This window comes from Pseudomonas sp. UV AK001 (assembly GCF_046097675.1).
GTDB classification, from domain to species: Bacteria; Pseudomonadota; Gammaproteobacteria; order Pseudomonadales; family Pseudomonadaceae; genus Aquipseudomonas; species Aquipseudomonas kribbensis.
On the sequence record NZ_JBJUVZ010000008.1, the window covers coordinates 250550 to 276523 of the forward strand.

Below are 25974 nucleotides of genomic sequence, written 5' to 3' on the forward strand. Positions count from 1 at the left end.
CTTAGGAGAGCAGGATGAAATTCAGTGAACAATGGCTGCGTGGCTGGGTCAGCCCGCAGGTAAATCGCGACGAGCTGGTTGCCCGCCTGTCGATGGCCGGTCTTGAGGTCGATAGCGTTACGCCGGCCGCCGGTGCATTCAGTGGTGTAGTGGTGGGTGAGGTTCTGAGTACCGAACAACACCCTGACGCCGACAAGTTGCGTGTGTGCCAGGTGAGCAATGGTGCGGAAACCTTCCAGGTCGTGTGCGGTGCGCCAAACGTGCGTCCGGGCCTGAAGATTCCGTTCGCCATGATCGGTGCCGAGCTGCCGGGCGACTTCAAGATCAAGAAGGCCAAGCTGCGTGGCGTCGAGTCCAACGGCATGCTGTGCTCGCAATCCGAGCTGCAGGTCGGTGAAGGCAATGACGGTCTGATGGAGCTGCCGGCCGATGCGCCGGTGGGCGAAGATTTCCGCGTTTATCTGGATCTGGAAGACGCCAGCATCGAGGTCGACCTGACCCCGAACCGCGGTGACTGCCTGTCCCTGGCCGGTCTGGCTCGTGAAGTGGGTGCGTTGTACGACGCTCCGGTCACTCGTCCGGTGGTGATGACTGTTCCGGCGGTGCACGACGAAGTGCGCTCGGTTGAAGTGCTGGCGCCTGCTGCTTGCCCGCGTTACCTGGGTCGTGTCATCCGCAACGTTGACCTGTCCAAGCCTACGCCGCTGTGGATGGTAGAGCGTCTGCGTCGTGCCGAAGTGCGCAGCATCGACGCCGCCGTCGACATCACCAACTACGTGATGCTCGAACTGGGTCAGCCGCTGCACGCTTTCGACCTCGCGGAAATCAATGGCGGCATCCGTGTGCGCATGGCGGAGGAGGGCGAGAAGCTCGTTCTGCTCGACGGTCAGGAAGTCAGCCTGCGTAGCGATACGCTGGTGATCGCCGACCACGCCCGCGCTCTGGCGATTGCCGGCGTGATGGGGGGCGAGAACAGCGGCGTGTCCGCGACCACTCGCGACGTATTCCTTGAAAGTGCGTTCTTCGACCAGATCGCGGTGGCGGGCAAGGCTCGTTCCTACGGTCTGCATACCGACGCTTCGCACCGCTACGAGCGTGGCGTGGACTGGCAACTGGCCCGTGAAGCCATGGAGCGCGCCACTGGCCTGCTGCTGGAAATCACCGGTGGCGAAGCCGGCCCGATCATCGAAACCGTCAGCGAGCAGCACTTGCCGTCGATCGCGCCGATCACTCTGCGTGCTCAGCGCATCACCCAGATGCTGGGTATGGAAATGGATTCTGCCGAAGTCGAGCGTCTGCTCAACGCTTTGGGTCTGAAGGTTTCCGCCGACGGCGCAGGACAATGGCGCGTAGAAGTACCGAGCCATCGCTTCGATATCAGCCTGGAAGTCGACCTGATCGAAGAGTTGGCACGTCTGTATGGTTACAACCGCCTGCCGGTCCGTTACCCGCAAGCTCGTCTGGCGCCGCAAGCCAAGGCTGAAGCGCGCAGCGATCTGCCGGAGCTGCGTCGTCTGTTGGTCGCTCGTGGTTATCAGGAAGCGATCACCTATAGCTTCATCGATCCAAAGCAATTCGAACTGTTCAATCCGGGTGTCGAGCCGCTGCTGCTGGCGAACCCGATCTCCAATGACATGGCCGCCATGCGTTCTTCGCTGTGGCCGGGTCTGGTCAAGGCGCTGCAGCACAACCTGAATCGTCAGCAGGATCGCGTCCGTCTGTTCGAGAGCGGTCTGCGCTTCGTCGGTCAGTTGGAAGGCCTGAAGCAAGAGCCGATGCTGGCCGGTGTCGTCTGCGGTAGCCGTCTGCCGGAAGGCTGGGCGCAAGGTCGCGATACCGTGGACTTCTTCGACGTCAAGGCTGACGTGGAAGCGGTGCTGGGTTTTGCCGGTGCGCTGGATTCGTTCACTTTCACTCCGGGCAAACACCCGGCGCTGCACCCGGGTCAAACCGCGCGCATCGAGCGTGAAGGGCGTGAAGTCGGCTTTATCGGCGCGATTCACCCTGAACTGTCGAAATCCTTGGGGCTCGACCGTCCGGTCTTCGTCTTCGAGCTGGTTCTGGCTGAAGTAGCGTTGGGTAAAATGCCGAAATTCCACGAGTTGTCGCGCTTTCCTGAAGTGCGTCGTGACCTGGCACTGATTGCGCACAAAGACGTTGCAGCCTCGGCTGTACTGGACGTAATCCGTGAAAATGCAGGCGAATGGCTGACAGACCTCAGGCTATTTGACGTGTATCAGGGTAAAGGTATTGATCCTGATAGAAAAAGCCTTGCAGTCGGCTTGACCTGGCAGCATCCATCGCGCACTCTTAATGACGATGAGGTGAATTCGACGACGCAAAATATCCTCACCTCGCTCGAACAAAGGTTGAACGCCACGTTAAGGAAGTGACGTATGGGGGCTTTGACGAAAGCTGAGATGGCGGAACGTCTGTATGAAGAGCTGGGCCTGAACAAGCGGGAAGCCAAGGAATTGGTCGAACTGTTTTTCGAGGAAATCAGGCACGCTCTTGAAGACAACGAGCAGGTTAAATTGTCGGGTTTCGGCAATTTCGACCTTCGGGACAAACGCCAGCGGCCTGGCCGCAACCCGAAAACGGGGGAAGAAATCCCGATCACGGCTCGCCGTGTGGTCACCTTTCGTCCAGGGCAGAAGTTGAAGGCCCGAGTTGAGGCTTATGCTGGAACCAAGTCATAACGACGAACTACCCGTCATCCCGGGCAAACGCTACTTCACCATTGGTGAAGTCAGCGAGCTGTGTGCGGTAAAGCCGCACGTGCTGCGCTACTGGGAGCAGGAGTTTCCTCAGCTCAACCCCGTCAAACGCCGCGGAAACCGCCGGTATTATCAGCGCCAGGACGTGCTGATGATCCGGCAGATCCGCGCGCTCCTTTACGATCAAGGGTTCACCATCGGCGGTGCGCGCCTGCGCCTGTCCGGTGATGAAGCCAAAGACGATACAACCCAATACAAGCAAATGATCCGCCAGATGATCGCCGAGCTCGAAGATGTTCTGGTGGTTCTCAAGAAATAATTTCCTGCTTTTAAATACTTCCAGTTTTCAAAAGCTTGCGATATATTCTTGAGCGTTCTTCGAGATGGAGAACGAGTTTCAAACCTAGTCGGGGCGTAGCGCAGTCCGGTAGCGCACTAGCATGGGGTGCTAGGGGTCGAGTGTTCGAATCACTCCGTCCCGACCATATAATTCAATGACTTAGCCCAACTTTAACGAGTTGGGCTTTTTCATGCGCGGTGATTTTTTCAGGGGCATTCAACTTTGGCTGGTTTGTGCTGTCGGCCGGTCTGTGATCTTAATGGAGCGTCGCAGCCCTGCGGCTTTGTCCAATCCTGATCCTGTCGAGCGCTCGATTTAGTGCATCCAGGGCGTCAAGAAGTGCCTTGGCTTCGGACTCGCGTCCATCGCCCCAAAGACGTTCCGCCATGTTGTTCAGGGTCTGGATCGAGCGCTCTATCTCGGCAGCGGTTGCTGCCGTTTTACTTTGCGGCTGATTCTTTGGCATCGGTCACCTGGCTCCATTCAATTCCAAACCGTCCCAGATACTTTCTCAATCGGTCCGCATCATTGGGTTGTGCCTTCGCCTGGCGCGATACGCCGAACAAGCGTCTGCCGGCATCCGACAAGCTATCTGACTCTCTACACACTGCCAGTACGGCCTTCAATTGCAGTCGGTCAAACAGGTCCATGCCTTCGGCGTCTCCCGGCAAATCGTCCGTCATTCCTCCCGGTTGCTTCAGTCCCCAGGCATAACGAAGTCGATCAATTTCTTCCTGCACCTGCGCTTCATCGATTCGTCCACTGTCGGCCAGTGTTGCCATGCGTGTGATCGAGGCTGACAGTTCGCGAAAATTACCCAGCCATGCCGCTTCGCGTGAGCTGGCAAAGGCCAGATAGCGCCTGCGCGCTTCGAGATTGAAGCGTACCAGTTGGCCCTGTTCGCGCGCGTGGCGTTCAAGTTCGAAGTCGATGTTCGGTTCGATGTCCTCGCGCCGTCCCGCCAGGCCTGGCAGGTGGAACGTCCAGAGGTTGATTCGTGCGTAGAGATCCTCCCGAAACAAGCCTTCAGCGACACGGCTGCGCAGATCGCGGTGGGTGCCGGCGATAATCAGAAAATCGCTGTCGACTTCCTTGTCCGAACCGAGCGGGAAGAAACGCTTCTCCTCAATGGCCTTTAGCAGCATGGCTTGTTCGTCTGCGCCCAGTTCGCCGATTTCATCGAGAAACAACATGCCACCGTCGGCGGCTCGCAACAGTCCGTCGCGGGCATTTTGCGCGCCGGTGAAGGCGCCTTTGACGTGGCCGAACAGCGCGGACATCGCACCGTCGCCACGCAGGGTGGCGCAGTTCACTTCAACGAAGCGCCCCTGCATTTGATGGCGGCCGCGCTTGAGCTCATAGATCCGCCGGGCGAGGAAGGATTTGCCGGCCCCGGTCGGGCCGATCAGCAGCATTGGCGCTTTCGAGCGCACAGCGACGCGTTCAATCTGTTCGATGGAGCGGTTGAACGCGGCGTTGCGTGTGGCGATGCCGGATTTAAGAAACTCCAGGCCTTCCAGGCGCTTGTTGGTAAAGCGAGTGGCAATGCGATCATAGCGCGACAAATCCAGATCGATCAGTGCGTGAGTGCCGGTGGCCGGCTCATCTTCGCTCTTGCGGCGGGCGGGGGAGGTCTGGATCAGTCGTGCCGGCAGATAGCGCGCCTCGGTCAGCAGGAACCAGCAGATCTGCGCAACGTGGGTGCCGGTGGTGATGTGGACCAGATAGTCCTCGCGCTCGGTATCGAAGGTGTATTCGGTGGTGAAGTCGTGCAGCGCGCCGTAGACCTCCTCGAAATCCCACGGGTTGCTCAGCGTCATCGGGTGCAGGCAGACCTCGGTTTCAGGCGATACCTGGCGAATGTCTTGGCGAATCCGCTCGGCAAGGCTGACGTCCCGGGCGTCTGTGCCGTGAATCAATTCCAGTCGATGGATCAGCACATCCGGCTGCTGGCACAGGCCCACGCTCGGGCGCCAGTGGTTCCAGCGATTGGCACCTTTGCCCACGCGATCGAGGGTTGCTCCGATGAAGCCGATGGCAATGGTGCGCTTGTTTTGCATGGCTATCTCAAAAGATAAATGACGATATCCAATGATAGTGTTCGGCGAATCAGTTTGTCGTGCTTAACGTACAGAGAATGCGTCAAGTAATAAAAAATACATATAAATCAAATAGTTGAAATATTTATGAGGTGTCTTTTTAAAAGCTGGCACGGCGGCTGCAATATCTCTCGCAACGAACAGGACAACACAGCGAGACGCCAAGATGGCCAATTCCAACCTCTTCAACACACAATCGAACAACCTGCCGGCGTGCGACACCTGGAATGCTTCTGGAGCGGCCGCCTATGCCTATACGCCCAAGCATCAACTGGCCCAATTGGCAGTGACCGGTTGTCTGAACCAGACCTTTTACGCAACGGCGGAAAACCAGCTGGATCAGGTGTTGAAGCTGGTGGCTGAACTGGACAGCCGCTTTGTGGCCAACGCTGCAATATACGCCCGCCAAAAAGGCCATATGAAAGACATGCCGGCCTTGTTGCTGGCGGCGCTGACCGCTCAGCGTTCGGTATTGGTACCGGAGGTGTTCGGAGAGATCGTGGACAGTGGCAAGATGCTGCGCAATTTCGTTCAGATCCTGCGCAGTGGTGCCACCGGGCGCAAATCCCTCGGCTCGCAGCCCAAGCGACTGGTTCAGGACTGGCTGAACCGCGTGACCGAGCGGCAACTGCTGCAAGCGTCGATCGGTAATCAGCCCTCGTTGGCGGATGTGGTGAAAATGGTTCACCCCAAACCGTCCGAAGCCTGGCGCGAAGCATTCTTCGCCTGGCTGATCGGCAAACCGGTGGACGTACAAAAGCTGCCGGAACTGACCCGCGATCTGCTGGCGTTTCGCAGCGGTGCAAGTGATCGAGTACCCGAGGTGCCTTTTCAATTGCTCGGCAACGAAACCCTGAGCAAGGAGCAATGGGCCGCTCAAGCGCAAAACATGGGCTGGCAGGGGCTTCGCATCAACCTCAACACCCTGGCGCGCCATGGTGCCTTTGAAGTGCGGGGTTGCACCGAGTACGTGGCCGGACGGTTGGCGGATCCCGAAGCAGTCGCCAAGGCGCGGGTGTATCCGTACCAGTTGCTGACGGCGTACCGAATGGTCGGTGAGGACGTTCCGGCACCGATACGTGAGGCGCTGCAAGATGCACTTGAGTTGTCGTTGGCCAATGTGCCGAAGCTTGAAGGCGCGGTGGTGGTCTGCCCGGACGTCTCCGGGTCGATGGGCAGCCCGCTGACCGGTTACCGACAGGGTGCGACCACAGCCGTTCGCTGCATCGATGTGGCGGCGTTGATCGCGGCAGCGGTGTTGCGCAAACAGCCGGCAGCGCGAGTGATGCCGTTCGAGGTCGACGTGGTGGATATCACGCTCAACCCGCGGGACAGTGTAATCAGCAATGCCGAAAAGCTTGCGGGCATATTCGGTGGCGGAACCTGCTGCTCGGCGCCGCTGAAGAAGCTGGCGGACAACAGGGCCAAGGTCGACACGCTGATCATGGTGTCGGACAACGAGTCCTGGATCGATGCGCGACGTCGAGGAGCGAGCGAAACGATGCTGCAATGGGAGCGGATAAAGCGGATCAACCCGCAGGCACGCCTGATCTGCATCGACCTGCAGCCGGGTTGGGCGACACCGGCGGCGGATCGCGGCGACATCCTGAATGTCGGCGGTTTCAGTGACGCGGTGTTTGACGTGATCGAGCAATTCACCGCCGGTCGATACGGCCCGCAGCACTGGGTTGAAGCAATCGAACGTATGGAATGAAGCTGAATAATTGATTTGTCACGGGCACTGAATGCCGGTGGGACTACATCCAAGGCGTCTCATCAAACCCTTGTCAGTGCGCGTGACGGCACGAATGCCGATGGCTGTACATCTGAGGCCGGCTAACCCCGGTGCGCGGCGACGCGCAACAGTCATCAACCTTTGTCGTGCCACCTTTTTCGAATTTGCCCGGCGAATGCCGGTGGAACTACAGGACAGCGTGGGCACGGGTTCGAATCCCGTCGGCCGAAGGGTCGTAGCTCAGCGGTAGAGCGCGCTGCATGTTTCACCCGACCTTGTCGCCGAAGGCTGTGTAACAGCGCCGAATCATCGGCCAGACAATAAAGAATCGAGATGATGAAACAACACACGTACCAACTGCTGGAAGTTGCCAACGGCAAGCCGATCAAGCTCTGGACCGAAGGTGTCCCGGTGGAAAACGAAGCTCGCGAGCAGCTGATGAACACGGCAAAGATGCCGTTCATCTTCAAGCATCTCGCCGTGATGCCGGATGTCCACCTGGGCAAGGGCTCGACCATCGGCAGCGTGATTCCTACCGTGGGTGCGATCATTCCGGCGGCGGTCGGAGTCGATATCGGTTGCGGCATGATTGCCGCGCGGACTTCTCTGACCGCTTCCGATCTGCCGGACAACCTGCACGGCCTTCGCAGTGCGATCGAACAGGCGGTGCCCCATGGCCGCAGTTCAACCCGGTCGCGGCGTGACAAAGGTGCCTGGGACGAGATTCCGGTGCAGGCCGATCAGGCGTGGGCGGCGCTGCATCCACGGTTCAAGGCAATCACCGACAAATACCCGAAACTGGCCAACACCAACAACCGCGGACACTTGGGAACACTGGGCAGCGGCAACCATTTCATCGAAGTGTGCCTGGATGAAGCCAACCGGGTCTGGTTCATGCTGCACAGCGGCTCGCGCGGTGTCGGCAACGCCATCGGCAATCTGTTCATCCAGATGGCTCAGGCGGATATGCGTCAGCACATCGCCAACCTGCCGGACCGTGACCTGGCGTATTTCGAAGAAGGCAGCCAGCACTTTGATGATTACGTGGAAGCGGTGGGCTGGGCCCAGGACTTCGCCAGGCAGAACCGCGCGTTGATGATGCAGGCCGTGATTCAGGCCACGCGGCAGATTATCCGCAAGCCGTTCGAGGTAGCGCTGGAGGCGGTGAACTGCCATCACAACTACGTGCAGAAAGAGCGGCATTTCGGCGAAGACATTCTGGTCACCCGCAAAGGTGCGGTATCGGCGAAGAAGGGTGAGTTGGGGATCATTCCCGGCTCGATGGGCGCCAAGAGCTTCATTGTTCGCGGCTTGGGCAACGAGGAGTCGTTCTGCTCCTGCAGCCACGGTGCCGGCCGGACCATGAGTCGTACCCGAGCGAAAAATACCTTCACGATTGAGGATCAGATTCGTGCCACTGCGCACGTTGAATGCCGCAAGGATGCTGCGGTGATCGATGAAATTCCGATGGCCTACAAGGACATCGACAAAGTCATGCACGCCCAGCGCGAGCTGGTGGAAGTGCTGCACACCTTGCGTCAGGTGGTGTGCGTCAAGGGATAGCGCGTGCTACGGCACGCTGGAACAAGGATTGAAGGACATGAAATTCGAAGAACGTCACCCGCTGTGCAGCGCCATGCGCGCCCGGGTGCTGGAAGAGCTGGCGCGCATAGAGCGCGAGCGTAATGTCACGGTGTTGTATGCCTGCGAGTCGGGCAGTCGGGCCTGGGGATTTGCCTCGACCGACAGCGATTACGACGTGCGCTTCGTTTATGTGGAGAAACCCGAGTGGTTCGTCCAGGTCGATACACCACGGGACGTGATCGAGCGGCCGCTGGATGATGAACTCGACGTGAGTGGCTGGGAGCTGCGCAAAACCCTCGGGCTGTTGCGAAAGTCCAATCCGACCTTGTTGGAGTGGCTCGACTCGCCGCTGGTGTACCGCAGCGAAACTGCAGCAGTCTCTCAACTTCGGGCGCTCGCCGAGGCGTTCTACAGCCCGCCGGCCGCGCGCAATCACTACCTGTCGATGGCGAAGAAGAACTTCCGTGGCTATTTGCAGGGCGACAGCGTGAGGTTCAAGAAATACTTCTACGTATTGCGACCGCTGCTGGCCGTGCGCTGGATCGATCAAGGCCGTGGCCGGCCACCGATGACGTTCGCAGACCTGCTGAGCACTGTCGATGACCGGGCGTTGCTCGAAGAGGTTGACGAGCTGCTGGCGCTCAAACGCAATGCCGATGAGAGCGCCTATGGTGCTCGTCGCCCGGCACTACATCGATTCATCGCGGCTGAACTTGAGCGCGAAGTACCGACATTGGCCAGAACCCGGGAGGACTCAAGTCAGCTCGATCAATACCTCAGAGAAACCGTCGGGTTGTACGCATAAGGAAGAAAATGAAACAGGACGTGATTGAACTGGACGGCGCCATCGGCGGTGGACAGGTGTTGCGCAGTGCCTTGAGCCTGTCGATGGTGACGGGAAGGGCATTTCGCATCGAACGGATTCGTGCCAAACGCAGTCGTCCGGGTTTGTTACGCCAGCACCTGACCGCCGTGATGGCGGCGGCACAGGTCTGCGGTGCAAGGACTCAAGGCGCAGAGTTGGGTTCGCAGGCTTTGAGCTTCGAGCCCGGGCCGATTCGCGGCGGCGAATACCGCTTTGCCATCGGTACCGCCGGCAGTTGCACACTGGTGTTGCAGACGTTGCTGCCCGCGTTGTTGCGGGCGCCGCAAGCCAGTCGGGTATGGATCAGCGGTGGCACCCATAACCCGTTGGCGCCACCGACCGATTTCCTCACCCGCAGCTGGTTGCCGTTGATGCGACGCATGGGCGCCGAGGTTGATCTGAAGCTGCTGCGCCATGGATTCGTTCCTGCAGGTGGCGGCGAAATCGAGGCCACGGTGCAGCCGTCGAAACTGTCAGCGTTGCACGTGTGTGATCGCGGCTCGGCGCTTCCGCAAAAGGCGTTTGCGCTGACGGCAGGGCTCGCATCGGACATCGCCACACGTGAGCTTGAGCGTGTGGCCCGGCGTTTGGATGTGCGGCCAGCAGCGATGAATGCCATCAGTCTTGATCCGGATTGCGGGCCGGGTAACGTGTTGTTGCTGGAGTACGCGTTTGAGCACGTCACGGAAGTATTCAGCGCATTTGGCCAGGCTTCACTGCGCGCAGAGGCCGTTGCGGACGTTGCGATCAATCAAGCAGACGCTTGGCTGCGCAGTGGCGCAGCAGTGGCCGAGCATCTGGCCGATCAACTGTTGTTGCCGATGGCGCTGGCCGGATCGGGCTCGTTTACGACCCCCGGGATGACCGAGCATTTGCACAGCAACATCGCCGTGATCGAACGCTTTTTGCCAGTCTCCATCGCATGTCGCGAAGAAGGCGCCGATCAATTGAGGATCGAAGTCAGCCCCCGGGACCAATAGGCGGCAAACTGCTGGCCCCCGAATCTCTCCGGCACCGGCAAACTCGCCTTTTTTCAAAAGGTTAGGCTGGCCCTATGCGGACGACTGTCATCACCGTTGCAACGCTTTCCCTGGCTCTTTTCGCGCTGGGGGCCCAGGGGAGGGAACTGAGCAAGAGCCATCGTTTTGCTTGTACCTGGGGTTCGGATATCGCAGCCGGCGCGCAGCAATCGAAGCTGTCGGGGATTTCCCTTTATGGCGCCCGCAAGCGCTTGCAGGTGCGCAAGTTTCAGCAGCCGTGGATGCGTATGACCGCGATGGGCATCACGGAACAAACCTATAACAGTACCTCGCGTCTCAAGCCCGCAGCCGTCAAGCAGACCTATTACGAACAGTGCGTGAGACATGAACTGGCTCAGCGATAAACAAAAAGCCCGACCTGAAGAGGTCGGGCTTTTTCATGTCTGGTGCAATCGCAATATCACTTCTCGCTTTCGCAATTGACCATCCACGATACGCCAAAACGATCCACCAGCATGCCGAAACGCGCAGCCCAGAAAGTGGCCTCCAGGGGCATGTCCACCCGACCGTCCTTGGCCAGGGCATTGAAGACTCTTTCAGCTTCGGCGACGGTGTCGACGTTCAGGGAAACAGAGCAACCGCTCATGCCTTGGGTCGGGCGGTCGGGCGTGGTGTCCGAAGCCATGATCATCTGGTCACCCACCTTCAGGCAGGTATGAATGATCAGGTTGTGGTGCTCTTTCGGCACGTGCTCGGCGGCAGGCGTTTCGCCGAACGTCATCATCGCCTCGAGCTTGCCTTGAAGGCATTGTTCGTAAAACGTGAAGGCGGCGCGGCAGTCGCCGTTGAAGATCAGGTACGGGTTGATTTTCATGGTGATGCTCCCGAACAGGCAGTGAAACGCAGCGCGGCCGGGTGTGCCGAGGCTGCGTCATGGATTGACTCCATCCAGCAAAGCCTTGGATCGAAGGAATGCCAGTCAGTGTGGCAATTATTTACGTCGGGATGACCAATGGTCTCTGTCTTCAGGAGTCGCGCGCGCCTTGCAACAACGTTGCGCCTGCGACGCGTGCGGCAGGTTTGGTTTGCATCAAGGCATCTATCGCCTTGCGATAGTTTTGTCCGCCCAATGCCATGCTGTTGTTGTGCGTCCCGCCGGGCACCAACAGCAATCGCTTGGGTTGGCTGGCGGCCGCGAACAGTTGCTCGCTGAAGCGTGACGGCACAAACGCATCGGCCAGACCGTGCACCACCAGCAACGGCATATGGATGTCGGCAATCTTGTCGATGGAGTCGAACTTCTGCGACAGCAACCAACGAACGGGCAGGGACGTGTTAGCCACCGCCGCAGCGACGTCGGCCAATGACGTGAAGGTGGACTCGATCACCAGTCCCCGTACCGGCAGCGGCGTATGGTTTCTGGCGGCGTCCCGGCCCAGTTCGGCGGCGAGGTCAATGGCGACGGCACCACCGAGGGAATGACCATAAATCAGGCGTTTGCCGGGGTCGGGTTGAAGTTGCTGGAAGCGTTCCCAGGCTACCCGTGCATCTTCATAAACGGTGCTTTCTGACGGCAAGTCACCATGACTTTGGCCAAAGCCACGGTAGTCGATGGCCAGTACCGAATAACCCGCCGCGCGCAGCTGTTCGATGCGGAACAGTTGTCCGGTCAGGTTCCAGCGCACGCCATGCAGGTAGAGGATGGCCGGGGCATTGGCCCGTTCCGCCGGCCACCACCAGGCATGAATGTTCTGCCCGGCCTTGAAGCTTTTGGGCTTCAGATCCAGTTCCTGAACGCTGCCGGGCAAACCGTGATACCAGCCGGCTGTGCCCGGTTCGATGCGAAACAGCAGCTTGCGTTCGGTGTGCTCCAGTACGGCGCAACTCGTCGGCAGGCCGATGATCAGGGCGGCCATGCAAGCGAACGCCAGTCGACGGCGTCGGAGTCGGGTCATGAAGGCAAGGAACATGGACGGTTTCACCACAGCACGGACAAAGAAGGCTTTTTACCAGATGCCTTGATTCCCGCGTGACAATTTCGACCGTCGCCCGCCAGCAATCTTTACAAAACGATGCTGTGACTCATGCCACGTTGAGCACAATCTTGCCGATGTGATCGCCTGCCTCCATGTGCGCGTGGGCCTGGGCCGCGTCGGTGAGCGGGTAAATCTTGTCGATGATCGGCAGGCAACGCCCGGCGGCCAATACCGGCCAGACGTGCTCGCGCAGTTGATCGGCGATGGCAGCCTTTTCCGTAGAAGTGCGTGCGCGCAACAAGGAACCGGTGACCACGGCCCGTTTGCCGAGAATGGTCAGCAGATCGACATCGTTGGCACGGGCGCCGCCGAGAAAGCCGAGCATCACCACGCGGCCATCCATTGCCAGTGCGTTGAGGTTGGCGTTCAGATACGAGCCGCCCATGATGTCGAGGACGACATTGACGCCCTGGCCGTTGGTTTTCTCGGCGATCACGGCAGCGAAATCCTGTTCGCGATAGTTGATCGGCTCACCGCCCAACTCACGGATAGCCTCACATTTGTCGGCGCTGCCGGCGGTGGCGAAGGCTTCGATGCCGAACTCGCGGCACAGCATCAGTGCGGTAGTTCCGATGCCGCTGGTGCCACCGTGAATCAACACACGCTGGCCACGGCTGGCGCCACCGAGACCGAACAGGTTGGCCCATACCGTGAAAAAGGTTTCGGGGATCGCTGCGGCCTTGACCCAATCCATTCCGTCGGGGATCGGCAAGGCCTGACCCGCCGGAACCGTGCAGTATTCGGCATAACCGCCACCATTGGTCAGCGCGCAGACCCTGTCGCCCACGGCAAAAGTGCTGACACCAGCACCCAGCGCCACGACTTCTCCAGCCACTTCCAGACCGGGAATCGGGTTCATGCCGGGTCTCATCGGATACTTGCCGGCGCGTTGCAAGGCATCCGGCCGATTGATGCCGGCAGCGTGCACGCGGATCAGCAGCTCGCCCTGCGCGACGACCGGCAGCGGCACACGCCGAGGTTGCAGGACGTCGGGAGCACCAGGTTCGGTAATTTCGATTCGAGTCATTTCGGTGGGCAAGGTCATGTCGGTTCCTGTCGTGCGTTGGGGCGTTTGGCCCCGTGAAAGGTTCATGACGTCCAGCATATCGGCTATCTTGGCTGCATAAATGCAGCGATTTTGCTTGCTGGTGATGCGATTCTGCATCGTGAGAGGACAGCATGAACTGGGATGATGCACGGGTGTTTCTGGCGGTCTGCCGCGAGTCGACATTACGCGGTGCCGCGCGAGTATTGAGGGTAGACCAGGCCACGGTCGGACGGCGTATTGCGGCACTGGAAAAGTCGCTGAATGCCACGTTGTTCCTGCGGACTTCCGAGGGATATGCACTGACTGCAATGGGCGAAGCCGCCCTCAAGGCGGTCGAGAAAATGGAGCATTCGGCGCTGGAGCTGGAGCGACAGATCCAGGGCCTGGATGATCGCCTGACCGGAAACGTGAGGGTCAGCACCACCGATTCGCTGGCCATCGACTTCCTGATCCCGGCCATCTCGCGCTTGCATGGGCAACACCCTGACGTGCGTGTGCAACTGGACGCCTCCACGCAGATGCTCAACCTCGCCAAGCGCGAGGCTGACATTGCCGTACGCAACGCCCGACCGGAAAACCCTGATCTGATCGCCCGACGCCTGGCACGCTGGCCGGTGGGGTTGTTTGCATCCCGGGCCTATGTGGATGCCCATGGCGTGCCTGCGCCGGGCACTGCATTCGAGGGCCACGATCTGGTGGTGTACCAACCGTACCTGCAAGGCAACAAGGAGATCACCCTGGCAGGCGAGCCGGTGAATCGCGGGCGAATTGTCGCAAGTCTGAACTCCAGCCTGTTGATACGACGCTCGATTGCGGCCGGTCTCGGTGTAGGAGAAATCCCGGTTTACATGGGAGAGCGCGACAGCCTCGTCAGGCTCTGGCCGGATCGCACGCGCCTGCTCCCCTACGAGGTGTGGCTGGTGACCCATGCGGATTTGCGCCATACGGCGCGGGTGAGGGCGGTGATCGAGCAGATTGTCGAGGCGTTTGCGCTGGAAAATGAATAGCTCATTCGGGCCGTATAGGACGGCTACATAACCCGGCGACATTGCCTACATCCGCGCCAGAATCAGCTGTCTTGTGAGTTTTTTGCCCGGGTTCTATCGTTTATCAAACCTTGGGCGGTCTGGCAAAACGTACCGAGGTGATCAATCAGGGATGTATTGATAAACGTCAGAGGTGCGGAGTTGATTGCAAGGGAATTCAGCCAATTTCAAACAGGTGACATGGTCGGCCATACGGGCAGTGCGGAGTCTATGAACTACATAACGCGAGACGAATTCAGCGCCAGAATCGAGATCATCGAGACCAGAATCGACGCGCGGATCGAGTCGATGTCCGCGAAAATCGATGGTTTTCTCATCGAGCAGGCCGAGCGAGACAGGGCACGACTGGAGCAGGAGTGCATTCAGGAAAATGTGCGGCTGGAGCGAGAGAAGGCTCGACAAGAGGATTGGCGGAAGGACGAGAAGGCTCGACAAGAGGATTGGCGGAAGGACGAGAAAGCTCGACAAGAGGAATGGCTGAAGGAAGAGAAGGTTCGGCAAGAAGATTGGCTGAAGCGAGAGGAGGCTCAGGAAGAAGTGCGTCTGGCCAGGGAGCGGCATCTGGAGGAGATTCGGCAGGAGAGGGAAAAAGCGCGACTGGAAAGAGAGGAAGAATCCAGAAAGGCCTGGCAGGAGCGCGAAAAGTCACAGGAGAAACTCCGTCTGGAACAAGAAAAGGCTCACCTTGAGCGTGATGCACGTTATGCGTCCATGGCGGCCCGCTCGGATCGGGCTATGGAGCGATTGGACGAGTCAATGAGAATGGTCTCGACAATCAAGGCGAACTACTGGGCGGCGACGACCGTTCATTTTCTGGGGATGGTTGCCATTCTTGTAGGCTCCTACTACGCGAATCAGTCAAATGTGCTTGTGACGATGCAGACCACCCTGGCAATGGTCCAGTCAGTGAAGGAGGCTGGAAATCCCGTACCGGCGGTTTCGACGACCTTGTCCGCAGAATGAAAAACGACCTTCAACGAAGGCCGTTTTTGTGCCCGATGAAAACCGGACTGCCTCATGGCATTTCCGGCAACTCCTGTGGCCGCAGATCAAACACCAGTACTTCGGCATCCTGGCCATTACTCAGGGTCAGCGCCTGTTCTTCACGAACCCGAACACCGTCGCCTTCCTTCAACTGCACGCCGTTCAGTTCAATGCTGCCGCGAGCAACATGCACATAGGCGTAGCGGTTTGCAGGCAGCTTGAGCGTGGCGCTTTCCTGACCATCGAACAGCCCGGCATACACCCGCGCATCCTGGCGTACTTTCAGTGAACCGTCGGTGCCATCCGGCGAGATGATCAATTGCAGGCGACCGCGTTTTTTCTGTTCGCTGAAGTGCTCCTGTTGATAGCGCGGTTTCGCGCCGCTCACGTCCGGCACAATCCAGATCTGCAGGAAGTGCACAGGCTTGGTCGCCGAATGGTTGAACTCGCTGTGGGCCACGCCACTGCCGGCGCTCATCAGTTGCACGTCACCGGGGCGGATGACCGAACCGGTGCCAAGGGTGTCCTTGTGTTCCAGCGCACCTTCGAGCACATAGGAGAAAATCTCCATGTCACGGTGCGGGTGCTGGCCAAAGCCTTTGCCAGCGGCGACGCGGTCATCGTTGATCACCAGCAGGTCGGAGAAACCCTGCTCGCGCGGGTCGCGGTAACTGGCGAAAGAAAAGGTGTGGAACGACTTCAACCAGCCATGATTGGCCAGACCACGGTCGGAAGCTTTGCGAAGGGTCAGCATGATGAAATCTCCTTTCAGGACGTTGATTCGTCCGAGTGAGGAGAAGATTACTGGTTACTCTGATGTGCAATAAGTAGGTGAAAATTGAAATACTGTCCCCTCATGGTTGACAGTAGTGTGCGTCAGTTCACGCATTCTTTTTCAACGTTTGCGCTGTACTTGGCCATAATGCGGCAACTTATAACCGTTCATTGATTTCAGTGATGTCTGCTCATGAAAACCGTGGCAATGGTGTTGTTTCCCGAGTTTCTACTGCTCGATATGGCCGGGCCGCTGGAAGTGTTTTCGGTTGCCAACCGATACCTGAAGCCGGACGACCATTATCAACTGACGCTCCTGGGGACTGAACGCGGGCCGCTGCGTGCTTCCAACGGCGTGCTGGTGCATACCGACCGGCATATCGACGAAGCCGGTGATCGCTATGACCTGCTGCTGGTGCCGGGCGGCCCCGGGGCCTACAACGAAAAATGTCCGCCGCTGCTGGCCTGGCTGCAAGGCGCGGTGGGTCGTGCCGAGCGCTACGGCTCGATTTGCACGGGGGCTTTTGTGCTGGGTTACGCCGGATTGCTCGACGGCTACCGCGTCACTACCCACTGGAATTACACAGAGCGTCTGATCAAAGGCTTTCCGAAGGCGGATGTCGCCACCGACCAGATCTTTGTCGAAGACCGCAACCTGATCACCTCTGGCGGTGTCACTGCCGGCATCGATCTGGCACTGGCAGTGGTAGCCCGCGATCATGGCAAGAAGCTCGCTCAGGACGTGGCCAAAGTGCTGCTGGTGGTGATGAAACGTCAGGGCGGACAGGCGCAATTCAGTCCGTTGATGGCGGCGGTTTCGCCCCAGGAAACCCCCATCACCCGGGTACAGAATCACGTTCTGGAACACCTTGAAGAAAGCTTCACCATCGAACGCATGGCAGGACTTGCGAACATGAGCGCTCGCCATTTCGCCCGGGTGTTCGCCCGGGAGGTCAACATGACGCCCATGGAATTCCTGCAAAGTGCGCGCATCGACTGCGCGCGCAATCTGCTGGAGACCAGCGATCTGCCGTTGAAGACCGTGGCCTACAAAAGCGGCTTCGGCAGCGTGCGGCATATGCGTTTTCTGTTCGGCGAAAAGCTCGGGCTGACCCCGGCCCAGTACCGCGAACAGTTCAGCTAGAGCGTTTTTGTCCGTTACGGGCATGCGGATGTCCGTGCCGGGCCCCGTGTGGTGGTTGTACCGTCATCGAGGCCTGCCAAGATAACGGACATGAACAGCCTCGACGAATTGAGCTCGGCGTCGGTCCTGCGTTTCGGACCGTACGCGTTCCACTTGCGCCAACGGCTGATCCTCGACGGGGATCGGCAACTGCGCATGGGCGGTCGTGCGCTGGACATTCTGCAAGTGCTGGTCGAGCGGGCCGGGCGGGTGGTCAGCAAAGAGCAATTGATCGCGCTGGTGTGGCCGAACTCGGTGGTCGAAGAGATCAATCTGCGGGTGCACATCGCGGCGTTGCGTCGGGCCCTCGGCGATGGCGAGAGCGGGCAGCGCTACATCGTCAACGTGCCGCAATGCGGGTACAGCTTCGTTGCGCCGGTGCAGGGTGACAGCGTCGCGCAAGTGGTGTTCGAAAGCCTGCAAGTGCCACAGCATAATCTGCCCGCACGGCTGACCCCTGTTACGGGTCGTGATTCACTGGTCGGCGGCCTGGTGCGGCAACTGCCGCTGTCCCGACTGATAACGGTGACGGGGCCTGCCGGTGTCGGCAAAAGCACCGTGGCACTGCGCGCAGCCGAACTGCTGCTGCAACATTTTCGTGACGGCGTGTGGCAGGTGGACCTGTCGCTGATCGACGAAGACATCCCGCTTCTCGATCATCTGCTGAAAACCCTCGACATCGATTTTCCCACACTGGCAGCGCGCCACGCGTTGCTGGTGCTGGACAACTGCGAGCACCTGCACGAAGCCTGCCGGAGCCTGCTGCAAACACTGCTCGATGCCGCGCCCCGTCTGTCGATCCTGGCCACCAGCCGCGAGCCGTTGCGTCTCGGTCTGGAAGTCCTGCAGCCAATGCCGCCCCTGACCGTTCCCAAGGCCTCGGCGCTCAACAGCGTCGACGAGGCCATGGGTTATTCGGCGGTGCAGCTGTTTGTCAGTCGTGCCCGTGCGCGTCAGCACGGTTTCCATTTGCGGGAGCAGGATCTGGAAACCGTGCGCGATATCTGTCGACGGCTCGACGGCCTGCCGCTGGCGATCGAACTGGCAGCGGCGCAGATCGATGCACTGGCGTTGGTCGGCATGCAGGCGCAACTGGATCATGGTCTGCAAGTCCTGAGTCACGGCCGCCGGACCGCTGTGCCACGCCATCAGTCGATGTGTGCCGCGCTGGACTGGAGCTATCAGCGCTTGAGCGAGCACGAACAACGCGTGCTGCAACGCTTGTCGGTGTTCAAAATGGCATTCACCCTCGACGCCGCCATTGGCGTGATCAGTTGCGCGCAACTGCCACCTTCGATGCTGGTGGCAGTGATTGAACAGCTGGCGGCCAAGTCGTTGCTGACGGTGGATCGATCCAGCGGAACACTGCGCTTTCGAATGCTCAACACCACACGCCGCTATGCCCGCGAACGGCTGGAGCAGGGTGGCGAACTGAATGATGTCGAGCGTCGGCACGCGCGTTACCTGGGCCGTACACGGCCAGCCTCAAGCGGCAGACTGACCGCGCAACTCGTCGAGCAGTAAACGCACTTTGCGCAAGTCCGGGGTAGCGTAGCCTTCGGTGAAGCGCTGGTAGATCGGAGTGAGCAATTCAAACGCCTCACCATAGCGCGACTGGCGTTGCCATAACCGGGCCAGCGACGTCGCACTGCGCAGTTCCCAGGCCAGAGCACCTTGCGTCCGGGCAATCTGAAGGGACTGCTGCAAGGCGCTTTCGGCCGAATGATGACAGGGCGATTCAGCGGCCAGCAATCGCTCGGCCCGTGCCCGCAAAATCTCCGCCGTGCTCCAGCCGGCCGCGCCGTTCTGTGCCCGTTCCAGCAAGGCATCATCAATGAAACCCGGATCCAGCGTGACCATGATTTCCCTGACCAGACCGCTATCGGCAGGCGGGATGGCGGGGGCTCTATCGGCGTCGATCACCTGCGCATAGTGCCGCGCCCATGTGTAAAACAGCAGCACCGAATGCTTCTGCGCCTGTTCCAGCAACAGTTGCAGCAGTGCGCGGGCGTTCTGCACGTCGCCGTTGTAATGGGCGATCAGGCACGAGGCGAGGGCCAGGGTGTAGCAGATCGACGTGCCATGGTTGATCTGCACCGCGATGTCCAGTGCCTGCCGCGCCGTACGCCAGGCCTGCTCGGGAAAACCTTGCAGCCACAACACTCGGGCGAGGACGGTCAACGAGGCGACGCTCTGATCGTATTGCACGCCGAAACCGTGGGTGAAACGGTTGAGGTGGCCACTATGGGCCATGCGCTGGATCACCTGTTCGGCGTGGATCCGCGCCTGATGCTGGTCGCCGGCGTAATGCAACGCCAGCACCCGCAAGCGGTGGGTACTCAAGGACAACTGCGCATCGCCATGCAGGCCGAGGCTTTCGAATTGTTCGCTTTGCTCCAGCGCCATCCGGTAATGGCCGCAACTGAGGTTGACCGCCATGTGTCCCGACACGGCGCGCAATTGGCCGGCCATGTCGTCGTGTTGTTGCGCCAGCCGTCGGGCGCTGACGAAGGCTTCGATGGTTTCCGGTGTACCGCCCCAGGTGTGATAGCAGGCGCTGCCGAGGGCCAGTTTCAAGGCGATTTCCAGCCGTGGGCAAGACTCTACGGAGGACTCCAGCAACTCAAGTGCCCGGCGCACATGCACGCCGTACTCCTTGAGCAGGGACAACTCCTGCCACAACGGCGCCGACGTCGCCGTCAGCCGCACGCCGAGATGACGTGAGCCTTCATCGTTCAGTGTCCACTCCAGCGCCGCCCGCAGATCTTCGAGGCCTCGGGCGTAGCGCTCGATCCAGACGGCGGTCGGCGTGTTCTCCCAATCGGCCTGGGCCTGATGCATCAGCGCCAGACAGCGTTCGGCATGACGCTCGCGGGTTTCGCCGAGTTCGGTGGCCTGATCGAGTTTTTCCAGGGCATAGCGGCGAGTGGTATCGAGCAGGCGATAGAACACCTCCTCATCGCCGACCTCGACGTTGAGCAGCGACTTGGCGACCAGTTGCGTGATCGAGGCGAACACTTCGCCCGGCTCGATATGCTGGCCAACGATGACTGCCGCCGCAGATTCCAGCGTGAACGCACCACGAAACACACCCAGTCGGCGCAGGCCGGTCTGTTCGCAGCCGTTGAGCAGGTTGAAGCTCCAGTCCAGCGTGGCCCGCAGGGTTTCATGTCGACCGAGATGAGTCTGATTGCCGGTCGGCAAGCGCCCCTGAAGCTGACTCAGCAAACCGTCCAGACCAAGGCTCGCCACCTGCGCGGCGGCCAGTTCCAGCGCCAGCGGAATACCATCCAGCCGCCGACAGATTTCGATGATCAAGGGCAGGTCGGCATTGTCCGGCTCGAAATGCTCGTGTGCGGCCATCGCCCGTTCGACGAACAGTTGCAGCGCGGAAAACCCCATCGCCTGATCACGATCGAGCACCGCAATCGGCGGCGGGCAGTCGAGGGATTCCAGACGCTGCACGTATTCGCCTTCGGCACGCAGGCTTTCGCGGCTGGTGGCCAGAATGTGTACCTGCGGCGCGCCGCGCAGAATGCTTTCGCCGAGTAGCGCCACGGCGTCGATCAAGTGCTCGCAATTGTCGATCACCAGCAGCAGCTGCCGTTCGCGCAAGCTGTTGATCAGACAGGCCATCGGTTCATTGTCGTGCAGTGACAGATCCAGCAGGGCGGCGAGGTGCGAACAGATCGAGCCCGGATCGTTGAGCGGTGCCAGATCCAGCAGACGAATACCGTCGCGATAGCGGCCGATCAACTGTTCGGCGACGCGCAGGGCTACGGTGGTCTTGCCGATGCCGCCGGGGCCGACCAAGGTGATGCAGCGTTGGCGCGGCAGTTGCGTCATCAGGCTGTCGACCACCGTCTGGCGCCCGATCATCCGCGTGCGGCGCAACGGCAGGTTATGTCGGCCCAGGTTGGCGGCGGCGGGGCGTTGCTCGATGGATTGCAGCAGGACCGGCGCGACGAAACTGTATCCGCGCTGCGCCACCGTGACGATGTAGCGTTGCCCGGCCTGACCGTCGCCGAGGGCCTTGCGCAGCGCCGCCATGTGCACCCGCAGATTGATGTCTTCTACCACGCTGTCCGGCCAGACCCCGGCGATCAATTGCTGCTTGCTCACGACCTCGCCGGCGTTGGCCAGCAGGATGAGCAGAATGTCCATGGCACGCCGACCCAGGCGCAAAGGCTGGTCGCCTTCAAGCACCAGCCGCTGGCCGGGGTGGATCCGATAGGGGCCGAAACCGATGGCCTGATTCGGGGAAAGACTCAACCGCTCACTCCTGCGATGTTTTTGTAATCCTGCGCTGTCGTGGTGAAGAACCTGTGACGGGCAGGGCGGATAGAGACTTGAGGGTCACGCAAGCTGTCTAATCCGCGGTATCTGAGCATATTCCTCAGGATTTGATGCCAGCGCAACGGGCGTGAAGTCCTGCCGTTTGGACATCGGTCGGCATCCAATGCCATTACCACTGTATTTAAAGGCTGAAACCTGCACCGGTTCACCCGACAGCCGGGAAAAATTAACAACGATTAACTCGTCCGCGCCCGCGTCAGAGCCAAAACTCCAAGGCAATGGAGTGCATACGTCCGGAGGACGCTGCGATGAGCAAGGTAGTGGTGGTCTATCACAGTGGCTACGGGCACACCCGCGTCATGGCCCAGGCTGTGGCCCAGGGTGTGGAACGCCACGTGGGCAGCACCTGCCTGTTGCTGGCGGTGGAAGACGTGGAAACCCGCTGGGATGACCTGCACCGCGCCGACGCCATCATCTTCGGCGCGCCGACCTACATGGGCAGCGCTTCGGCGGCGTTCAAGCAATTCATGGAGGCCACGGCCTCGTTCTACCTTGCCCGGCCGTGGCGCGACAAACTCGCGGCGGGTTTCACCAACTCCGGCAGCCTGTGTGGCGACAAACTCAATACCCTGCTGCAACTGGCGGTGTTCGCCGCCCAGCATTCGATGATCTGGGTCGGGCTCGATCTGTTGCCGGCGCGTGCACGCCAAGGTGTTTTCGACGGCCAGTTGAATCGCCTCGGCAGCTCCCTCGGCGCCATGTCCCAATCTTGCGTCGAGCAACCGCCCGAACAGGCCCCTCCGCTGGAAGACCAGTTGACCGCCGCGCACCTGGGGGAGCGGGTAGCGCGACTGGCTCAGCGCATGGCTCGGGGCTGAAACCGCCTCAGCGGTTTTTCATGACCTGACACCGCCACGCAAACGGATTGATCCCTTCGCTGCGGGTGAAAATGTGACAGAAGTGCGCCTGATCGCAGAAGCCGCATTCCAGGCTGATCTGCGTGAGGCTGTGGTTGGTGTGCTGGATCAACAGCTTGGCCCGGGCGATCCGCTGGGCGCGAATCCAGTCTTGCGGCGAGTACCCGGTGCTGCACTTGAACGCCCGGGAAAAGTGACTGCGAGAGAGTGAGCAGGCGCTCGCCAGTTCGGTCACTTCAAGGCTGTCACCGAGGCGTTCGAGGATGAGTTGTTTCACCAGCCGCTCGCGCTGCGGGCTGAGGCCGCCGGTGCTGGTTTTGCGGGGTTCGCTGGCAGGGGCGAGGGCGACGGTTTGCTGTGAGTGAGCCATGGCCAATGTCCGTGTCGAGGGGGGAAGGCACGGTCAGCGCTTTCCCTCAGGTCAATAAAACAACGCTGCGCAGAGGGATTCATTGTTTGGCGAGGGGCGAAGGCTGACGAGTTAAACGTTGTTAATTCCGCCGCCAAAGCTGATTTCGAAAGGTCGCCGATCAAGTAAAGTGCGTAGCACTTGCGCCTGGCCCAAAAGGAAAACACGCCCATGAACCGAAACGATCTGCGCCGCGTCGACATGAACCTGCTGGTGATTTTCGAAGCCCTGATGTTCGAAAAGAACCTGACCCGCGTCGCCGAAAAACTGTTCATGGGCCAACCGGCGGTGAGCGCGGCACTGGGCCGCCTGCGCGATCTGTTCGACGATCCATTGCTGCTGCGCAACGGTCGCGGCATGGAGCCGACGGCACGGGCGCTGGCGATTCTTCAGGAACTGCAACCGGCGATGGACGTGATTTCCGGCGCGGTCAGCCGGGCCAAGGAATTCGATCCGGCTACCAGTTGTGACGTGTTCCGCATCGGCCTGTCGGATGACGCCGAGTTCGGTCTGTTTCCACCGCTATTGCGCCAGTTGCAGGAAGAGGCACCGGGGATCGTGGTGGTGGTGCGCCGAGCCAACTATCTATTGATGCCGACATTGCTGGCGTCGGGGGAAATCTCCGTCGGCGTGAGTTACACCACCGATCTGCCGGCCAACGCCAAGCGCAAGAAACTGCGCGACATTCCCTGCAAGGTCCTGCGCGGCGATGACCGCCCGGGTCCGTTGACCCTCGACGAATACTGCGAGCGGCCCCACGCGATGGTGTCGTTCTCGGGTGATCTGAGCGGCAACATCGATGTGGACCTGGCCAAGGTCGGCCGCAGCCGCCGGGTGGTGCTCGGGGTGCCGCAGTTCAGTGGCTTGCGCGCGCTGCTGGCGGGCACCGAGATGATCGCCACCGTGCCGGATTACGCCGCGTGTGCGTTGGTCGAAGGCTGTGCGTTGCGGGCTGAAGATCCACCGTTCCCGATTGATGCGGCACAACTGTCGATGGCGTGGAGCGGGGTGCATGACAACGATCCGGCAGAGAAATGGCTGCGCTCGCGGATCAGTCAGTTCATGTCGGTGTCGCTGGATATTCCAGTGGTGTAAGGGCGCCGCTCGTCTAAAACCGTGTTTACCCTGTTAGTTCTGACAGTGGCGCGTGTTCGCCTTCCCGTGTTTCATGGGCCAATGCCGAGTCGGCCAGCCCTTGAGGGAAGTGAATATGGACACGCGGATTCCTGCGCTCACCCGTGACGATCTGCCGCCACTGGAAATCAAAGAAAGTATCAACGGCGTCCTGGTGCCTGCAGCCGCTCGGTACAGCCTGATGGTAATAATCGACTTCCCTTGGTTGCCAGGAGACTCAATAACTATCACGTGGGCCGGAACTTCAGGTTCCGGTTCCTATACGTCGCCGCGCATACCGATCAGTGGATTTAAACCCCCTTTTACGACCCACATTGACAACATACTGGTGGCTTTCAATCTCGGGCAGACCGTCAGAGTCTTTTACACGCTTTACCGTGTCACTGAACTGCCCGTGGAATCACAACTTTTGCCGCTTTACATACCGCCCATTAATCCACTTGATCTGCCCCGGCCGGTGATCAAAGAGGCAAGCGACGAAGGTGAGGGCACTCACCTGGATGTGGGCGATCTGACTCAGGTTACTTTGCGTATCCGGTCATGGCTGCTGAGCAGACGCGAGCAGTTTTTCTGGCTCCTGCTCACAGGTGTGAAGGCCGACGGTAGTGTCTGGGAGGCCTGGTATTGGCAACCACCGGAGAATGTCGTCGGCAATCGATTCAGTCTGGGATATTACGAAGAAAGGGTCCCTGCTGCACCACTGCAAGGTCTGAAAAACGGCAGCGTGCTGACGATGAGATTCTGGGCCGGGCTGCAGAACAGTCCGGATTTATCCAAGGCCCAGGCATTTGCACATCGTAACTACATCGTCCTGACGGACCCCGTGAGCGCACCAGGGATCGAACGGATCACTGATCCGCTCGATCGGGAGATCGCCCAAGGTGGCGACACGCCTTTCACCAGCGCCACATTGCACGGCACCGCGACAGAAGAGGTCAGCGTGTTTGATGGGCAAGCGCCTCTGGGCAGGGCGCCGGCCATTGCGGGCGAATGGCAATTTCCGGTTACCGGATTGACCCAGGGCCGCCACGTCTTTACAGGTCAATACGCCGGTGGCGGCGTATCCAATACTTGGGCGATCAACGTTCTGGAAAACCGCGAAGTACGGATCAAGGAATCAACCGGCAACACCAATTTGAATCCGGCTGCTGCGACTGCAGCGCTGACATTTGTCCTCGATTATCCGAGCCAGCCTGCCGATCAGGTCAGCGTAAGCTGGACCGCGGCGCCGGGTACGCCAGCGGCGGGTTCGTATACCTCGCCGCCGGTTGCTGTGGGTGCCACGCCCAGAGAAATATCGGCGCCTGTCTCTCTGGTGGCCTTCAGCATCGGCAAAACCGTTGAAGCCACCGCCTCCTACATACGCGGCGGTGCACCCGCGGTGCAATTACAGCCCTTGGCGCTATCCGTGCTGCCGATCCCGAGCGACTTGCTCATATCCCCAGTGATCGACGAGGCCAAAGGCACCCTCGAACTGGATAAAAGAGACATCGTGGCCGGAGCGAATCTGACGTTTGGCGGCTGGATACACATGGCGAGAGCTCAACGGCTGGAACTCACCCTGATGGGCTTCACGGCCAATGGTGCCGAGAACAATCGAAGTATCTGGACACCTGATCGCAATTCGGTTCATCAGGCCTGGGTCACGAATCTGGGCTACACCTTCAGACTCCCGGCCGACTATCTGCTGTCGCTCGGGGTCGGGACATTGTTGAGCATCATGTTCTCAGTGAGAACAGACCAAGTGGTGAACTCGACGGCAGTCACGGTTTTCGAGCCGCGTCGGTACACCATCGTGGATACGCGGTGACCGGAGGAGGGAATAAG

Annotated in this window: 23 protein-coding genes and 1 tRNA gene; 16 read left to right on the forward strand and 8 right to left on the reverse strand. The window is 59.9% G+C overall.

Translation table 11 applies throughout. The annotated features are described in order from the left end of the window. The first annotated feature begins 14 nt into the window (after positions 1 to 14). From pheT to ACKLNA_RS21780, 4 genes are all read left to right on the forward strand, one after another. Positions 15 to 2393 carry a phenylalanine--tRNA ligase subunit beta gene (pheT, locus tag ACKLNA_RS21765; RefSeq protein WP_408987046.1) on the forward strand — a complete coding sequence of 793 codons (2379 nt, stop codon included), beginning with the start codon at positions 15 to 17 and terminating at the stop codon, positions 2391 to 2393. Between the two features lie 3 nt (positions 2394 to 2396). Beyond that, the gene (gene ihfA, locus ACKLNA_RS21770) at positions 2397 to 2699 is read left to right on the forward strand and encodes an integration host factor subunit alpha (protein ID WP_002553164.1); all 303 of its coding nucleotides are present in this window, start codon (positions 2397 to 2399) and stop codon (positions 2697 to 2699) included. Further along, positions 2680 to 3036, forward strand: coding sequence for a MerR family transcriptional regulator (locus ACKLNA_RS21775; RefSeq protein ID WP_003179985.1), 357 nt, complete (start codon positions 2680 to 2682; stop codon positions 3034 to 3036). Before ihfA ends, ACKLNA_RS21775 begins: the two co-directional genes overlap by 20 nt. Before the next feature lie 89 nt (positions 3037 to 3125). After that, positions 3126 to 3202, forward strand: a tRNA-Pro gene (locus ACKLNA_RS21780). Between the two features lie 111 nt (positions 3203 to 3313). Here ACKLNA_RS21780 and ACKLNA_RS21785 read toward each other — a convergent pair. Next, positions 3314 to 3523, reverse strand: a complete 210-nt coding sequence (locus tag ACKLNA_RS21785) for a hypothetical protein (protein ID WP_408987047.1) — start codon at positions 3521 to 3523, stop codon at positions 3314 to 3316. Then, positions 3498 to 5117 carry an RNA repair transcriptional activator RtcR gene (rtcR, locus tag ACKLNA_RS21790; protein ID WP_408987048.1) on the reverse strand — a complete coding sequence of 540 codons (1620 nt, stop codon included), beginning with the start codon at positions 5115 to 5117 and terminating at the stop codon, positions 3498 to 3500. The genes ACKLNA_RS21785 and rtcR overlap by 26 nt, the downstream gene beginning before the upstream one ends. 205 nt (positions 5118 to 5322) lie before the next feature. On the opposite strand from rtcR, the gene ACKLNA_RS21795 reads away from it, so the two are divergent. The 5 genes from ACKLNA_RS21795 (at position 5323) to ACKLNA_RS21815 (ending at position 10724) form a co-directional block, all read left to right on the forward strand. Beyond that, positions 5323 to 6870, forward strand: a complete 1548-nt coding sequence (locus ACKLNA_RS21795; RefSeq protein ID WP_408987049.1) for a vWA domain-containing protein — start codon at positions 5323 to 5325, stop codon at positions 6868 to 6870. 357 nt (positions 6871 to 7227) lie between these two features. Further along, the gene (locus tag ACKLNA_RS21800) at positions 7228 to 8454 is read left to right on the forward strand and encodes an RtcB family protein (RefSeq protein WP_408987050.1); all 1227 of its coding nucleotides are present in this window, start codon (positions 7228 to 7230) and stop codon (positions 8452 to 8454) included. Positions 8455 to 8491: 37 nt separating this feature from the next. Then, the gene (locus ACKLNA_RS21805; protein ID WP_408987051.1) at positions 8492 to 9280 is read left to right on the forward strand and encodes a nucleotidyltransferase domain-containing protein; all 789 of its coding nucleotides are present in this window, start codon (positions 8492 to 8494) and stop codon (positions 9278 to 9280) included. An 8-nt stretch (positions 9281 to 9288) separates the two neighbouring features. Continuing rightward, on the forward strand, positions 9289 to 10320 hold the full coding sequence (gene rtcA / locus ACKLNA_RS21810) for an RNA 3'-terminal phosphate cyclase (RefSeq protein WP_408987052.1): 1032 nt from the start codon (positions 9289 to 9291) through the stop codon (positions 10318 to 10320). Between the two features lie 74 nt (positions 10321 to 10394). After that, the gene (locus ACKLNA_RS21815; protein ID WP_085712039.1) at positions 10395 to 10724 is read left to right on the forward strand and encodes a hypothetical protein; all 330 of its coding nucleotides are present in this window, start codon (positions 10395 to 10397) and stop codon (positions 10722 to 10724) included. Between the two features lie 56 nt (positions 10725 to 10780). On the opposite strand, the gene ACKLNA_RS21820 is transcribed toward ACKLNA_RS21815, so the two are convergent. The 3 genes from ACKLNA_RS21820 to ACKLNA_RS21830 form a co-directional block, all read right to left on the reverse strand. Continuing rightward, positions 10781 to 11194, reverse strand: a complete 414-nt coding sequence (locus tag ACKLNA_RS21820; RefSeq protein ID WP_408987053.1) for a VOC family protein — start codon at positions 11192 to 11194, stop codon at positions 10781 to 10783. Positions 11195 to 11345: 151 nt separating this feature from the next. Next, positions 11346 to 12290, reverse strand: coding sequence for an alpha/beta hydrolase (locus tag ACKLNA_RS21825; protein ID WP_085712041.1), 945 nt, complete (start codon positions 12288 to 12290; stop codon positions 11346 to 11348). Positions 12291 to 12402: 112 nt separating this feature from the next. Then, positions 12403 to 13401, reverse strand: a complete 999-nt coding sequence (locus ACKLNA_RS21830) for an NAD(P)H-quinone oxidoreductase (protein WP_408987054.1) — start codon at positions 13399 to 13401, stop codon at positions 12403 to 12405. A gap of 134 nt (positions 13402 to 13535) precedes the next feature. Here ACKLNA_RS21830 and ACKLNA_RS21835 point away from each other — a divergent pair, with 134 nt between their 5' ends. After that, a complete protein-coding gene (locus ACKLNA_RS21835) occupies positions 13536 to 14411 on the forward strand; it encodes a LysR family transcriptional regulator (RefSeq protein ID WP_408987055.1) in 876 nt (291 codons plus the stop codon). Between the two features lie 249 nt (positions 14412 to 14660). Further along, positions 14661 to 15413, forward strand: a complete 753-nt coding sequence (locus ACKLNA_RS21840; RefSeq protein ID WP_408987056.1) for a hypothetical protein — start codon at positions 14661 to 14663, stop codon at positions 15411 to 15413. 52 nt (positions 15414 to 15465) lie between these two features. Here ACKLNA_RS21840 and ACKLNA_RS21845 read toward each other — a convergent pair whose 3' ends face one another. Then, positions 15466 to 16188, reverse strand: coding sequence for a pirin family protein (locus tag ACKLNA_RS21845; RefSeq protein WP_408987057.1), 723 nt, complete (start codon positions 16186 to 16188; stop codon positions 15466 to 15468). 213 nt (positions 16189 to 16401) lie between these two features. Here ACKLNA_RS21845 and ACKLNA_RS21850 point away from each other — a divergent pair, with 213 nt between their 5' ends. Beyond that, positions 16402 to 17352: a GlxA family transcriptional regulator gene (locus ACKLNA_RS21850; protein ID WP_408987058.1), complete on the forward strand. Its 951-nt coding sequence runs from the start codon at positions 16402 to 16404 to the stop codon at positions 17350 to 17352. 90 nt (positions 17353 to 17442) lie between these two features. Beyond that, positions 17443 to 18915, forward strand: coding sequence for an ATP-binding protein (locus ACKLNA_RS21855; protein WP_408987059.1), 1473 nt, complete (start codon positions 17443 to 17445; stop codon positions 18913 to 18915). Here ACKLNA_RS21855 and ACKLNA_RS21860 read toward each other — a convergent pair. Further along, complete coding sequence (locus ACKLNA_RS21860) at positions 18877 to 21663, reverse strand: ATP-binding protein (RefSeq protein ID WP_408987060.1); 2787 nt, start codon at positions 21661 to 21663, stop codon at positions 18877 to 18879. The genes ACKLNA_RS21855 and ACKLNA_RS21860 overlap by 39 nt on opposite strands. A 332-nt stretch (positions 21664 to 21995) precedes the next feature. Here ACKLNA_RS21860 and ACKLNA_RS21865 point away from each other — a divergent pair, with 332 nt between their 5' ends. Beyond that, positions 21996 to 22565, forward strand: a complete 570-nt coding sequence (locus tag ACKLNA_RS21865) for a flavodoxin family protein (RefSeq protein WP_408987061.1) — start codon at positions 21996 to 21998, stop codon at positions 22563 to 22565. A gap of 7 nt (positions 22566 to 22572) precedes the next feature. On the opposite strand, the gene ACKLNA_RS21870 is transcribed toward ACKLNA_RS21865, so the two are convergent. Then, on the reverse strand, positions 22573 to 22974 hold the full coding sequence (locus ACKLNA_RS21870) for a helix-turn-helix domain-containing protein (protein WP_408987062.1): 402 nt from the start codon (positions 22972 to 22974) through the stop codon (positions 22573 to 22575). Between the two features lie 210 nt (positions 22975 to 23184). On the opposite strand from ACKLNA_RS21870, the gene ACKLNA_RS21875 reads away from it, so the two are divergent. Next, positions 23185 to 24108, forward strand: a complete 924-nt coding sequence (locus ACKLNA_RS21875; protein WP_408987063.1) for a LysR substrate-binding domain-containing protein — start codon at positions 23185 to 23187, stop codon at positions 24106 to 24108. A gap of 115 nt (positions 24109 to 24223) precedes the next feature. Then, on the forward strand, positions 24224 to 25957 hold the full coding sequence (locus ACKLNA_RS21880) for a hypothetical protein (RefSeq protein WP_408987064.1): 1734 nt from the start codon (positions 24224 to 24226) through the stop codon (positions 25955 to 25957). Positions 25958 to 25974: the final 17 nt, after the last annotated feature.